General features: G+C 63.0%; 7 protein-coding genes. 4 read left to right on the top strand and 3 right to left on the bottom strand.

Annotation, left to right across the window (positions count from 1 at the left end; genetic code table 11):
* Positions 1–231: 231 nt before the first annotated feature.
* The 3 genes from lpdA to aceE all read right to left on the bottom strand — a co-directional run bounded on the left by lpdA (position 232) and on the right by aceE (position 6,720).
* Complete coding sequence (gene lpdA / locus ACOCG7_RS18225) at positions 232–2,010, bottom strand: dihydrolipoyl dehydrogenase (RefSeq protein ID WP_244744342.1); 1,779 nt, start codon at positions 2,008–2,010, stop codon at positions 232–234.
* Between the two features lie 297 nt (positions 2,011–2,307).
* Positions 2,308–3,939, bottom strand: coding sequence for a dihydrolipoyllysine-residue acetyltransferase (gene aceF, locus ACOCG7_RS18220; protein ID WP_244744343.1), 1,632 nt, complete (start codon positions 3,937–3,939; stop codon positions 2,308–2,310).
* A gap of 84 nt (positions 3,940–4,023) precedes the next feature.
* Complete coding sequence (gene aceE, locus ACOCG7_RS18215; protein WP_114162202.1) at positions 4,024–6,720, bottom strand: pyruvate dehydrogenase (acetyl-transferring), homodimeric type; 2,697 nt, start codon at positions 6,718–6,720, stop codon at positions 4,024–4,026.
* A gap of 275 nt (positions 6,721–6,995) precedes the next feature.
* Here aceE and fixL point away from each other — a divergent pair, with 275 nt between their 5' ends.
* From fixL to ACOCG7_RS18195, 4 genes are all read left to right on the top strand, one after another.
* Complete coding sequence (gene fixL, locus ACOCG7_RS18210) at positions 6,996–9,512, top strand: oxygen sensor histidine kinase FixL (RefSeq protein WP_073427542.1); 2,517 nt, start codon at positions 6,996–6,998, stop codon at positions 9,510–9,512.
* Positions 9,509–10,153: an oxygen response regulator transcription factor FixJ gene (fixJ, locus tag ACOCG7_RS18205; RefSeq protein ID WP_073427541.1), complete on the top strand. Its 645-nt coding sequence runs from the start codon at positions 9,509–9,511 to the stop codon at positions 10,151–10,153. The genes fixL and fixJ overlap by 4 nt, the downstream gene beginning before the upstream one ends.
* 504 nt (positions 10,154–10,657) lie before the next feature.
* Positions 10,658–11,518 (top strand): bifunctional methylenetetrahydrofolate dehydrogenase/methenyltetrahydrofolate cyclohydrolase FolD, encoded by an 861-nt coding sequence (gene folD / locus ACOCG7_RS18200; protein WP_073427540.1) that lies wholly within the window; start codon positions 10,658–10,660, stop codon positions 11,516–11,518.
* A gap of 210 nt (positions 11,519–11,728) precedes the next feature.
* Positions 11,729–13,837, top strand: a complete 2,109-nt coding sequence (locus tag ACOCG7_RS18195) for a M3 family metallopeptidase (RefSeq protein WP_421379338.1) — start codon at positions 11,729–11,731, stop codon at positions 13,835–13,837.
* The last annotated feature ends 70 nt before the right edge of the window (positions 13,838–13,907 follow it).

The raw sequence follows: 13,907 nt of genomic DNA, 5'->3' as shown, positions 1-13,907 counted from the left end.
CGCCTCGATTGGCCGAACGCTCCGATACGTTGAATAACGTATCGTTTGCCCGGCGAAAGGCCGGGATTTTTTTCCTGAGTTGATGCCTGACACGCGCGGCCGTTTGTTCGTTTCCACCGTCTTGCACGGCGAACGCTACATCCAGCCCGCCGCGAAAAAAAACGGCGCGCCCTTCGCGGGGCGCGCCGTTTTTTTATAGAGCCCGTCTGAAAACGCGCGGGCTCGACAGCATTACTTCTTTTTCTGCGGCGGCAAATCGGTGCAGACGCCTTCGTACAATTCGGCGGCCATCCCGATCGATTCGCCGAGCGTCGGATGCGGATGAATCGTCTTGCCGATATCCGTTGCATCCGCGCCCATTTCTACCGCGAGACACACTTCGCTGATCAGGTCGCCCGCGTTCAGACCGACGATGCCGCCGCCGATCACGCGATGCGTTTCCTCGTCGAACAGCAGTTTCGTGAAGCCTTCGTCGCGGCCGTTGGCGATCGCGCGGCCTGAAGCGGCCCACGGGAACACCGCCTTGCCGTACTTGACGCCTTCGGCCTTCAACTGGTCTTCCGTCTTGCCGGCCCAAGCCACTTCCGGATCGGTGTACGCCACCGACGGAATCTGCAACGCGTCGAAGTACGCCTTCTCGCCGTGCGCGACTTCAGCGGCGACGTGCGCTTCATGCACGGCCTTGTGCGCGAGCATCGGCTGACCGACGATATCGCCGATCGCAAAGATGTGCGGCACGTTGGTGCGCATCTGCTTGTCGACCTCGATGAAGCCACGGTCCGTCACGGCAACGCCGGCCTTGTCGGCACCGATCCTCTTGCCGTTCGGCGTACGGCCGACGGCGACCAGCACGAGATCGTAGCGTTGCGCTTCGGCCGGGGCCTTTTCGCCCTCGAACGAGACGTAGATGCCGTCGTCTTTCGCTTCGGCCGCGGTGGTTTTGGTCTTCAGCATGACGTTGGCGAAACGCTTGCTGTTGTACTTCTCCCAGACCTTGACCAGATCACGGTCGGCACCGGCCATCAGACCGTCGAGCATTTCGACCACGTCGATCTGCGCGCCGAGCGTCGCATACACCGTCGCCATTTCGAGGCCGATGATGCCGCCGCCGATCACCAGCATGCGCTGCGGAATCTGACGCAATTCCAGCGCGCCGGTCGAATCGACCACTCGCGGGTCTTCCGGAATGAACGGCAGCTTCACCGCTTCGGAGCCTGCGGCGATGATCGCCTGCTTGAACTTGACGACCTTCTTGCCGCTTTCGGTCTGCACTTCCATGTGATGTGGATCGACGAACGCGCCGGTACCCGTCACGACGTCGACCTTGCGCATTTTCGCCATGCCGGCGAGACCGCCGGTGAGCTTCTTGACGACGCCCGACTTGAAGTCGCGCAGTTTGTCGAGATCGATTTGCGGCTTGCCGAACGTGATGCCGTGTGCGCCGAGCGCTTCGGCTTCGTCGATGACGAGCGCGGTATGCAGCAGCGCCTTCGACGGAATGCAGCCGACGTTCAGACAAACGCCGCCCAGCGTCGAATAACGCTCGACGAGCACCGTCTTCATGCCGAGATCGGCCGAGCGGAATGCAGCCGAATAGCCGCCGGGGCCCGAGCCGAGCACGAGCATGTCGCACTCGATGTCGGCGTTGCCGGAGAAGCTACCGGCCTGCGGAGCGGGCGCGGCGGCCTTGGGCGCCGTGGCGGCCGGAGCCGGTGCTTTGGCCGGTTCGCTTGCCGGAGCCTTCGGTGCATCCTTGGCCGGAGCCGCGTCCGCGGACGTTTCGACGAGCGCGATGATCGAGCCTTGCGAGACTTTGTCGCCGGCTTTGACGCGCACTTCCTTGACGGTGCCGGCAGTATCGCTCGGCACTTCGATCGAGGCCTTATCGGACTCGAGCGTCATCAGCGCCTGTTCGTTCTCGATGACATCGCCCGCTTTGATATTGACTTCAATGACATCGACGTCCTTGAAGTCACCGATATCCGGCACTTTTACTTCGACGAGACTCATAGTGTCCCCTTCTTTTATTGATCGGTGATGAAGCTCGCTAAACCGCCTGTCTGCAGCCCGAAAGCTAGCAGCGCCCTGAGCAGAATCAGCCTTTGCCTTCCGCCCAAGGACGCGCCTTTCTTTTGCCTACTTTTCTTTGGAAGACGCCCCGAAGGAAGTGCCCTTGGGGTACAAAGAAAAGTAGGTGCCGCCCCGCACAGGGCGACGCCAATAGACCACAAGAAAAACAGGTTCAACAGAGAGACGCGGATAACCACCTAAACAAAGCCATCCGCGCCGCGGACAACCATCACAAGATCAAAGAATCACACGCCGAAAATCGGCAAGAATCGACCCAAGATAAGCATTGAACCGCGCCGCCTCCGCCCCATCGATAACCCGATGGTCATACGACAAAGACATCGGCAAAATGAGCCGCGGCACAAACGCTTTGCCGTCCCAAACCGGCTTCATCGCGCCACGCGACAAACCGAGAATGGCGACTTCAGGCGCATTGATGATCGGCGTAAAGTTCGTCCCGCCGATCCCCCCAAGGGACGAAATCGAGAAGCAGCCGCCTTGCATCTGATCCGGCTTGAGCTTGCCTTCGCGCGCCGCCTTCGACAGATCGGTCATCTCCTTCGCGATCTCGACGAGACCCTTCTTGTCCGCATCACGAATCACCGGAACGACCAGACCGTTCGGCGTATCCGCGGCAAAACCCACGTGGTAGTACTGCTTGAACACGAGGTTATCGCCGTCGAGGCTCGCGTTGAACGTCGGGAATTTCTTCAGCGCGGAAACCACGGCCTTGATCACGAACGCCAGCATCGTGATCTTCACGCCGGCCTTTTCGTTTTCCTTGTTCAACTGCACGCGCAGCGCTTCGAGTTCGGTGATGTCCGCCTCGTCGTTGTTCGTGACGTGCGGAATCATGACCCAGTTGCGATGCAGATTCGCGCCCGAAATCTTCTTGATGCGCGACAGCGGCTTCGGATCGATCGGGCCGAACTTCGTGAAGTCGACCTTCGGCCACGGCAGCAGATTCAACTCGCCGCCGCCTGCCGCCGCAGGCGCTGCCGCGCCCGCCGGCGCCGCGCGCTGGCCGGTCATCACCCCCTTGATGAACGAGGTGACGTCGGCTTGCGTGATGCGGCCCTTCGGACCCGTGCCCTGCACTTGCGTCACATCGGCGCCGAGTTCGCGCGCGAACTTGCGCACGGACGGCGAGGCATGGCTCGGATGACGCGCCCCGCCTTCGCCGGCCGGAATCAGCGGGGCCTGAGCGAGCGCCGACGGCGAAGCGGGAGCCGGCGACGGCGCGACCGGCGCATCCGACGGCTTCTCGACGGCTGCCGGTTTGGCGGCGGGCGGCGGCGCAGCCGCGCCGCCTTCCGCTTCCACCACGACGATCACCGAGCCTTCCGACACCGTATCGCCGACCTTGACCTTCACTTCCTTGACGACGCCGGCGGCCGAGCTCGGCACGTCCATGGTCGCCTTGTCGGATTCGAGCGTCACGAGCGACTGCTCTTTCTCGACGCGATCGCCGACCTTCACCGCGACTTCGATCACGGGAATGTCTTTGTAGTCGCCGATATCCGGCACTTTCACTTCTTGCAGACCGCCGCCCGCCGGGGCAGGCGCCGGAGCCGCGGCGGGAGCCGGTGCAGGCGCGGCGGCCGGTGCGGCAGCCGAAGCACCGGCACCCGCGCCATTCAGCACGACGATCAACGAACCTTCCGACACGTTGTCGCCAACCTTGACCTTCACTTCCTTCACGACGCCCGCAGCCGAACTCGGCACGTCCATCGTCGCCTTGTCGGACTCCAGCGTAACGAGCGATTGCTCTTTCTCGACGGTATCACCCGCCTTCACCAGCACCTCGATCACAGGGATGTCCTTGTAATCGCCGATATCCGGCACCTTGACTTCGATCGCTTGACTCATTGTTAGTGTCTCCTGGGCCGCGCACGCGCCCCGCCCTGTCGATCAGGGCAGGCGCGCACGCCGTGGCACACGGGGAATGATGCCTTAGACGGTCATCGGGTTGGGTTTGGCGGGATCAAGGTTGTATTTCTTGAGCGCCTCGGCGACGACCTTGCGTTCGATCGTGCCTTCGTCTGCCAGTGCATTCAACGCGGCAACCGTGACCCAGTAGCGGTCGACTTCGAAGAAGTGGCGCAGCTTTTCACGCGTGTCCGAACGGCCATAGCCATCCGTGCCCAGCACGACGAATTTCTGCGGCACGAACGCGCGAATCTGCTCGGTGAGCGCCCGCACGTAGTCGGTGGAGGCGATGACCGGACCTTGCGTGTCCTTCAGGAGCTTCTCGACGTGCGAGAGCTTCTTCTCTTCGGTGGGATGCAGCAGGTTCCAACGCTGCACTTCATGGCCTTCGCGCGCGAGTTCGGTGAAGCTCGGCACGCTCCACAGATCGGCGGCAACGCCCCAGTCGTTCTTCAGCAGGTCGGCGGCGGCGATCACTTCGTTGAAGATTGTGCCCGCGCCCATCAACTGCACGCGCGGCGCCTTCTTGTCGGCCTCCGCCTTGCGGAAGGAGTACATGCCCTTGATGATGTCGGCCGCTACCGATTCGCCCTGCGGCATCGCCGGGTGCTCGTAGTTCTCGTTCATCACCGTGACGTAGTAGTACACGTCTTCCTGATCCGCGACCATGCGGCGCAGACCGTCCTGCATGATGACGGCGAGTTCGTAACCGAACGTCGGGTCATAGCTGATGCAGTTCGGCACCGAGGCGGCCCACAGCAGCGAATGGCCGTCTTCGTGTTGCAGACCCTCGCCGTTCAACGTCGTGCGGCCAGCCGTGCCGCCCAGCAGGAAGCCGCGCGAGCGCATGTCGCCCGCGGCCCATGCGAGGTCGCCGATGCGCTGGAAACCGAACATCGAGTAGAAGATGTAGAACGGGATCATGATCTCGCCGTGCGTCGAGTACGACGTCGCGGCCGCGATCCAGTCGGACATGCCGCCGGCTTCGTTGATGCCTTCCTGCAGGATCTGACCGGTTTCCGACTCACGGTAAAACATAAGCTGGTCGGAATCTTCCGGCACGTACTTCTGGCCGTCCTGATTCCAGATGCCGATCTGGCGGAACAGACCTTCCATGCCGAAGGTACGCGACTCGTCCGGCACGATCGGCACGATGCGCTTGCCGAGCGCCTTGTCCTTCAACAGGATATTGAGAATCCGCACGAACGCCATCGTCGTGGAAATCTCGCGGCCTTCGCCCGTGCCCTTCAACAGCGGCTCGAATACCGACAGTTCCGGCACCGGCAGCGATTCGGCCTTCTGGCGACGCGCCGGCAGATAACCGCCGAGATCCTGACGGCGGGCGCGCATGTACTCGAGTTCCTTCGAGCCTTCCTCGAACTTCAGGTACGGCACGTTGACGAGGTCTTCGTCGGAGATCGGCAGACGGAACTGGTCGCGGAATTTCTTCAACTGATCCACCTGCATCTTCTTCTGCTGGTGGGTGATGTTCATCGCCTGACCGGCTTCGCCCATGCCGTAGCCCTTGATCGTCTTGGCGAGGATCACGGTCGGCTGGCCCTTGGCGTTCGTGGCTTCCGAGAACGCCGCGTAGATCTTGTGCGGATCGTGGCCGCCGCGGTTCAGATTCCAGATGTCCTCGTCGGACCAGTCGGCGACCAGCGCCTTCAATTCCGGCGTGTTGAAGAAGTGCTCGCGAACGAACGCGCCCGACTCCGACTTGTACGTCTGATATTCGCCGTCGACGACTTCCATCATGCGGCGCATCAGCGCGCCCGACTTGTCGCGTTGGAACAGCGCGTCCCAGCGGCTGCCCCAGATCACCTTGATGACGTTCCAGCCCGCGCCGCGGAATTCGCTCTCGAGTTCCTGGATGATCTTGCCGTTACCGCGCACCGGACCGTCGAGGCGCTGCAGGTTGCAGTTGATCACGAACACGAGGTTGTCGAGCCGTTCGCGGCCGGCCATGCCGATCGCACCGAGCGATTCCGGTTCATCCGTCTCGCCGTCGCCGAGGAAAGCCCAGACCTTGCGGCCCTCGGTTTTCGCGATGCCGCGCGCCTGCATGTACTTCATGAAGCGCGCCTGATAGATCGCCATGATCGGGCCGAGACCCATCGAGACGGTCGGGAATTGCCAGAAGTCGGGCATCAGCCACGGGTGCGGATACGACGAGATGCCCTCGCCGCCCACTTCCTGGCGGAAGTTGTCGAGCTGGTTTTCGGTCAGACGGCCGAGCAGGAACGCGCGCGAGTACACGCCCGGCGACGAATGGCCCTGCACGAACACGAGGTCGCCGCCATGCTCGGCCGACGGCGCATGCCAGAAGTGGTTGTAGCCGACGTCATACAGCGTGGCCGCCGACGCGAACGATGCGATGTGGCCGCCGACGTTCGTGTCCTTGCCCGCGCGCAATACCATGGCGATGGCGTTCCAGCGCGTGTACGAGCGAATGCGGTGTTCGAGATCCTGGTCGCCCGGAATCGGCGCCTGACGCGAGACAGGAATCGTATTGATGTAGGGAGTGTTCGCCGAGAACGGCAGATGTTCGCCGTGCACACGGGCGAATTCGATTTGCTTTTCGATCAGGTAGTGAGCGCGATCGGGGCCCACAGCAGAAATCACGCCATCCAGCGCTTCAAGCCATTCGCCGGTTTCCTGGGGATCGTCGTCTTTTTCGGCGGCGACATATTTCATGACTTCGTCGGGTACAGCGGACATGCTCGTCTCCTGGATATAGAGGAACGCTCTTTGGACAGACGACGCGGACGAAGCACGGCCGCGGCAGCTTCGGCCGATTGTAATAAGGGTCCCGACGTCCGCGCAACAAAATTTTCGAATTGCGAGATCGATTCTCACAATGCGGAAAATTGCTGCGGCGCAACCTGATTTGACTGCCGATCGACGGATACGCCGGCTAGTTTGCTCCGATTAACGTGAGTTTCCGCGCTTTTTTGCGCCATTTACGAGCGACGCGCTGCGCTACAATGCCACGCATGTTGACCGAACGGCTTTTCGCACGCTCGGCGCGCACCGCCGGTCATTCGGCGGATTCGACGCCGTCCTCCCGCTGGCACCATGGACCATGGTGGTCGAATTCCTATTTGCTCACGCCGCTTCTGTCGATCCTCGTTTTTCTGGTCGTCATGAGCCTGATTCTGTGGAGTTTGAACCGGCGCGAGCAACAGCAGCAGGAAGACACGCTTTACCGTAACGTCGCATGGGCGCAGCAGCAGATCCGCCTTTCCATGACCGGCGCGCAGGAACAGATCCAGGCGCTCGCGCGCGACCTCGTCGCCGGCCACGGCGACCCGCATTCGTTCCAGGTGTCCACCACGGACATCATGCAGGGGCATCCCGAGATCCTCTACATGAACTGGTACACGAGCCAGCAGCAGCCGCGCTGGCCCAATACCGCGCTGCCGGTGTTCGGCCAGCGCCTCGCCAAGCCGAACGACTCGCAGATGGACGAGGCCGTGAAAGCCGCGTTTGCCGAGGCGCGCAGCACGCGCCGCCAGGTGTACTCGCCGTTGATCTACGACGACCTGGGCAACGGCTACATCACGCTGCAAACGCCGGTGTTCCGCGACCGCGAGTTTCTCGGCACCGTCGCCGCCGTGTTTTCGGTGGAAGGCATCCTGAAGCACGACATTCCGCCTGAGCTGTCCGCCAAGTACAAGATCTCGATCATCGACGTGAACAACCGCGAGTTGACCACCACGTCGACCCGCCCGCGCCTGCCGCGCGACATGTTCTACGATCTGCCGCTCGATCCGCCGGGCCAGGGCGTCTCGGTGCGCGTGTACGCGTTCCCGCAGATGACCAACTTCACCAACAACACGCTGGTCTGGCTGGTGGCGGGCCTGTCGTGCTTCGTGCTGTGGAGTTTGTGGAGCCTGTGGAAACACACGCGGCAACGTTTCGAAGCGCAGCAGGCGCTGTACGCCGAAGCCTTCTTTCGCCGTGCGATGGAAAACTCGGTGCTGATCGGCATGCGCGTGCTCGACATGCATGGCCGCATTACTCACGTCAATCCGGCGTTTTGCCGCATGACCGGCTGGGACGAAAGCGATCTGGTCGGCAAGACCGCGCCGTTCGCCTACTGGCCGCGCGACGCGTATCCGGAAATGCAGCGCCAGCTCGACATGACGCTGCGCGGCAAGGCGCCCTCCTCGGGTTTCGAACTGCGGGTGCGCCGCAAGGACGGTTCGCTGTTCCATGCGCGCCTGTACGTGTCGCCGCTGATCGACAGTTCGGGCCGTCAAACCGGCTGGATGTCGTCGATGACCGACATCACCGAACCGAAGCGCGCGCGCGAGGAACTCGCCGCCGCGCACGAGCGCTTCACCACGGTCCTGGAAAGCCTCGACGCCGCGGTGTCCGTGCTGGCCGCCGACGAGGCCGAACTGCTGTTCGCCAACCGCTACTACCGGCATCTCTTCGGCATTCGCCCGGACGGTCATCTGGAATTGGCGGGCGGCGGCTTCGATAGCTCGCAGGCGTCGTCCGATTCGATCGACATGGTGGACACCTATGCCGGTCTGCCCGCCGCGGCGCTGACCGAAAGCACCGCCGACGCGCAGGAAATCTACGTGCAAAGCATCCAGAAATGGTTCGAGGTGCGCCGCCAGTACATTCAGTGGGTGGACGGCCATCTCGCGCAGATGCAGATCGCGACCGACATCACCACGCGCAAGCAGGCTCAGGAACTGTCGCGCCAGCAGGACGAGAAGCTGCAGTTCACCAGCCGTCTGATGACGATGGGCGAAATGGCCTCCTCGCTCGCGCACGAACTGAACCAGCCGCTCGCCGCGATCAATAACTATTGCTCGGGAACCGTTGCACTGGTTAAATCCGGTCGAACGACGCCTGATAATCTCTTGCCCGTGCTTGAAAAAACCGCGCAGCAGGCGGTGCGGGCGGGCATGATCATCAAGCGCATTCGCGAGTTCGTCAAACGCAGCGAGCCGAAGCGGCAGGCCACGCGCGTGGCCGATATCGTCGCGGATGCCGTGGGTCTGGCCGAACTCGAGGCGAGGAAGCGCCGCATTCGCATCGTCACGGATTTGCGTTCGCGCCTGCCGGTGATCTACGTCGATCCAGTGCTGATCGAGCAGGTGCTGGTCAACCTGCTGAAGAACGGCGCCGAAGCCATGCACGAGGCACGCCCCGACGCCGTCGATCCGGTGATTCGCGTGGTCGTGCGGCTGGAAGGCGGCTTTGTCAGAATCAGCGTGGTCGACCAGGGGCCGGGTGTCGACGAAGCAACGGCCGAGCGTCTGTTTGAACCGTTTTACAGCACCAAGTCCGACGGTATGGGCATGGGGTTGAACATTTGCCGTTCGATTATTGAATCGCATCGCGGCCGTCTGTGGGTGGTGAACAACGTCGAGTCCGACGGCCACATCACGGGCGCCACGTTCCATTGCAGTCTGCCCATTGGAGAGCCTGACGGCCCGAGCAACGGCGGGTCACAGGCGCCGACACCACAAACCGTTACGGGAGAGCTATGAACAGCCCAGTCACCACACAGGAAACAGTCTTTGTCGTCGACGACGACGAGGCCGTGCGAGATTCGCTGCGCTGGCTGCTGGAGGCGAACGGCTACCGCGTGCAATGCTTCTCCAGCGCCGAGCAGTTCATCGACGCCTGGCAGCCGCATCAGCACCCCGGCCAGATCGCGTGCCTGATTCTCGACGTGCGGATGTCCGGCATGAGCGGACTCGAGTTGCAGGAACGCCTGATCGCCGACAACGCCTCGCTGCCGATCATCTTCGTGACGGGCCATGGCGACGTGCCGATGGCGGTCTCGACGATGAAGAAAGGCGCGATGGACTTCATCGAAAAACCGTTCGACGAAGCCGAGTTGCGCAAGCTGGTCGAGCGCATGCTCGACAAGGCGCGCAGCGAAAGCACCAGCGTGCAGCAACAGCGCGCCGCCGCCGAACGGCTGGGCAAGCTGACCGCGCGCGAGCATCAGGTGCTGGAGCGCATCATCGCCGGCCGCCTGAACAAGCAGATCGCCGACGACCTCGGCATCAGCATCAAGACGGTCGAGGCGCACCGCGCGAACATCATGGAAAAACTCAACGTCAACACCGTCGCGGATCTGCTGCGACTGGCGTTGTCGAACAAGCCGCAGCAAGCACAATAAGCGCGACAGGCGGCCTCCCCGCCAGGCGTTTTCGAGTTTCAACGGCCGGACTGTCGACGAGTCCGGCCCGCTTCGCCCCCGTTTCCCTTCTGTTTCCTTCTGTTTTCCCTCTGCCTTTGCCCGAGCGGCTCGTTGATTCCGGGTACGCCTTGGCCGTGTGTTGCTCGTTGGCCCGTTTGCGCACACTCGCCGATCGCTCCCATCGCGCTCCATCCCGCCGCACGGGCGAGCAGTGCGGCGCGCGTCCGTGCCGCCGCTCAACGCGGATATCGGCGCAGCGCTCGTCCTCGCACGCAACGGCCGTGCCACGGGAAGGGCGGCGCTCTCGCGCGAGCCGGAATCGCCCTGTGGCTCGTCATGCGGGTCGGTATAATGTCGGACTTTGCAGCGCTGCTTATCGCCGATTCGCGCCGCGCGCTTTTCACGTGCCGACCCGTTCCGGTTGAAAAGCGCCATCGACGTACGCGCCCCGCCCGCTTTCCAAACTGCCCATCTCGACCGACCATGACTGCCAAACTGATCGACGGCCTAGCCCTTTCCAAGACCCTGCGCGCCGACGTCGCCGCGCGCGCCGCCGCCCTCACCGCCCGCGGCCATCAGCCGGGCCTCGCGGTGGTGCTGGTGGGCGCGAATCCGGCCAGCGAAGTGTATGTGCGCAACAAGGTGAAGGCGTGCCACGACAACGGTCTCGGCTCGTCGTTCGACCGCTATCCGGCCGACTTGCCCGAAGCCGATCTGCTCGCGCGCATCGACGAACTGAACCGCGATCCGCGCATCCACGGCATTCTGGTGCAATTGCCGCTGCCGCCGCATATCGACAGCCATAAGGTGATCGAGGCGATCGCGCCCGAGAAGGACGTCGACGGCTTTCACGTCGCCAATGCCGGCGCGCTGCTGACCGGCCAGCCGCTGTTCCGCCCGTGCACGCCGTATGGCGTGATGAAGATGCTGGCCGCTTACCAGATTCCGCTGCAGGGCGCCAATGCTGTTGTGATCGGCCGCTCGAACATCGTCGGCAAGCCGATGGCGCTGCTGCTGCTCGAAGCCGGCGCGACCGTCACGATCTGCCACAGCAAGACGCGCGATCTGGCCGCGCACACGCGCAACGCCGACGTGGTGGTCGCCGCCACCGGGCTGCGCAACATTCTCACCGCCGAGATGGTGAAGCCGGGCGCCGCGGTGATCGACGTCGGCATGAATCGCGACGAAGCCGGCAAGCTGTGCGGCGACGTCGACTTCGCGGGCGTCAAGGAAGTGGCCGGCTACATCACGCCGGTACCGGGCGGCGTCGGCCCGATGACCATCACGATGCTGCTCGTCAACACGATCGAAGCCGCCGAGCGCGAAGCGGCCGCAACGGCGTAATCAAGCCCCAACGGCGCGTTGCGCCGCCCACACTCCTCGCGCGCGAGGAACCGCGACATCTGATAATTTGTCTGCCGACGGATTGGAATCGGCGTGTCCTGCCCCAATAATGTCTTTATCCGGTCTTATCGGGGCGCTTATCGGAGCGTCGTCGCGCGCCCGTCGAAGCGCCCCGATTACCCCGTTCACCCGCGTCAGACAGGAAGCCTCATGTCCACTACCGCCTCGAATCACGACAATCCGCTCCTCGATTTCTCCGATCTGCCGCGCTTTGGCGAAATCCGCCCCGAACACGTGACGCCCGCCCTCGATGTGCTGCTCGCCGACGCGGCCGCCGCCGTCGAGCGCGCCGCCCAACCGATCACCCCCGCCTCGTGGGCCGACGTGGTCGAGCCGGTCGAACGCGCCACCGAACCGCTGTCGCGCGCATGGAGCGTGGTGGGCCATTTGAACGCCGTCGCCGATACGCCGGAACTGCGCGCGGTGTACGGAGAAAACCTGCCACGCGTCACGGAATTCTGGTCGAGCGTCGGACAGAATCTCGCGCTGTACGAGAAGTACAAGGCGTTGCACGCTAGCAGCGATTTCGTCTCGCTCACCGGCGAGCGCAAGAAAATCCTCGGCAATGCGCTGCGCGATTTCCGTTTGTCCGGCGCGGAATTGCCGGAAGATCAGAAGCCGCGCTTCGCCGAATTGCAGGAGCGCCAGGCGGCGCTCTCGAAGGCGTTTTCCGATCATGTGCTCGATGCGACCAACGCGTATGCCTACGTCGTCGAGGCTGGCGATGAAGCGCAACTGGCCGGTCTGCCGGAAGACGTGATCGAAGCCGCGAAGGAAGCCGCCGAACGCGAAGGCAAAACCGGCTACAAATTCACGCTGCACTTCCCCTCGTACTTTCCGGTGATGCAGTACTCGGAAAATCGCGCGATGCGCGAGGCGGTGTATCGCGCCTACGTGACGCGCGCCTCCGAACTCGGTCCGCAATACGGCAACGGCAAGCCCGAGTGGGACAACACCGCCGTGCTAGCCGAACAGCTGCAACTGCGCGCGGAAGAAGCGCGCATGCTCGGCTACAACAACTTCGCCGAGGTCTCGCTCGCGCCGAAAATGGCCGAATCGCCCGCGCAGGTGATGGCCTTCCTCGAAGACCTCGCCGTGCGCGCTCGCCCGCATGCCGAACAGGACTGGAAAGAGTTGCGCGAATTCGCCGCCAACGAACTCGGCATGACCGAACTGCAACCGTGGGACATGACGTTTGCGGCAGAACGCCTGCGTCAGAAGCGCTATTCGTTTTCGGAAAACGAAGTCAAACAGTACTTCCCCGAAGACACCGTGTTCAAGGGTCTTTTCAAGGTCACGGAAACGCTGTTCGGCGTGCGCATCCGTCGCGACGAAGCGGCCGTATGGCATCCCGACGTGCGCTTTTTCCGCGTCGAGAATCAGGACGGCGGCCTCGTCGCGCAGTTCTACCTCGACCTGTACGCACGCGAAGGCAAACGCGGCGGCGCATGGATGGACGACGCGCGCGGGCGTCACAAGCACGCGCACGGCGGCGTGCAAACGCCGGTTGCGTATCTGACCTGCAACTTCTCGGCGCCGGTCGGCGGCAAGCCCGCCTGCTTCACGCACGACGAAGTCATCACGCTGTTCCACGAATTCGGCCACGGTCTGCATCACATGCTCACGCGTGTCGATGAACTGGGCGTGTCGGGCATCAACGGCGTCGAGTGGGACGCGGTCGAACTGCCGTCGCAATTCATGGAGAACTTCTGCTGGGAGTGGGACGTGCTGAGCGACATGACTTCGCACGTCGAGACGGCCAGGCCGCTGCCGCGCGAGCTATTCGACAAGATGCTCGCCGCGAAGAATTTCCAGAGCGGTCTCGGCACGCTGCGGCAGATCGTGTTCTCGATGTTCGACATGCAACTGCATACCGGTTTCGACGCGGCCGGCACGAAGAACGCCACCGAACTCGCGAGCGAGATCAACGAGCGTTTTCATGTCGTGCCGCAAGCGCCGTTCTCGCGTTGGCCGAATACGTTCAGCCACATTTTCGCGGGCGGTTATGCAGCGGGCTACTACAGCTACAAGTGGGCCGAAGTGTTGTCCGCCGATGCCTACGCCGCGTTCGAGGAAGCGGCGCAAGCCACGAGCGGCAGCGTGCTCGATCAGGCAACGGGCATGCGCTATCGCAAGGAGATTCTCGAAGTGGGCGGCAGCCGTCCGGCGATGGAATCGTTCAAGGCGTTCCGCGGCCGCGAGCCGAGCATCGACGCCTTGTTGCGGCACAACGGCATGACGCCCGCTGCGGCGCATTGATCTTGCGTTGAAGTATCCGTCGGCGCGTTGGCGTTGCACCGATAAGAAAGCCGGTGACTTGCGTGAGCAA

This window comes from Paraburkholderia sp. DD10, assembly GCF_049177125.1.
In the GTDB taxonomy this organism is placed as follows: domain Bacteria; phylum Pseudomonadota; class Gammaproteobacteria; order Burkholderiales; family Burkholderiaceae; genus Paraburkholderia; species Paraburkholderia terricola.
Note: the sequence above shows the minus strand (reverse complement) of the source record. Positions and strands in the feature narration are given on the sequence as shown.

Coding starts and splice junctions, on each gene's coding strand:
- lpdA (WP_244744342.1), bottom strand. CDS start 2,010: ATGAGTCTCGTCGAAGTAAAAGTGCCGGATATCGGTGACTTCAAGGAC.
- aceF (WP_244744343.1), bottom strand. CDS start 3,939: ATGAGTCAAGCGATCGAAGTCAAGGTGCCGGATATCGGCGATTACAAG.
- aceE (WP_114162202.1), bottom strand. CDS start 6,720: ATGTCCGCTGTACCCGACGAAGTCATGAAATATGTCGCCGCCGAAAAA.
- fixL (WP_073427542.1), top strand. CDS start 6,996: ATGTTGACCGAACGGCTTTTCGCACGCTCGGCGCGCACCGCCGGTCAT.
- fixJ (WP_073427541.1), top strand. CDS start 9,509: ATGAACAGCCCAGTCACCACACAGGAAACAGTCTTTGTCGTCGACGAC.
- folD (WP_073427540.1), top strand. CDS start 10,658: ATGACTGCCAAACTGATCGACGGCCTAGCCCTTTCCAAGACCCTGCGC.
- ACOCG7_RS18195 (WP_421379338.1), top strand. CDS start 11,729: ATGTCCACTACCGCCTCGAATCACGACAATCCGCTCCTCGATTTCTCC.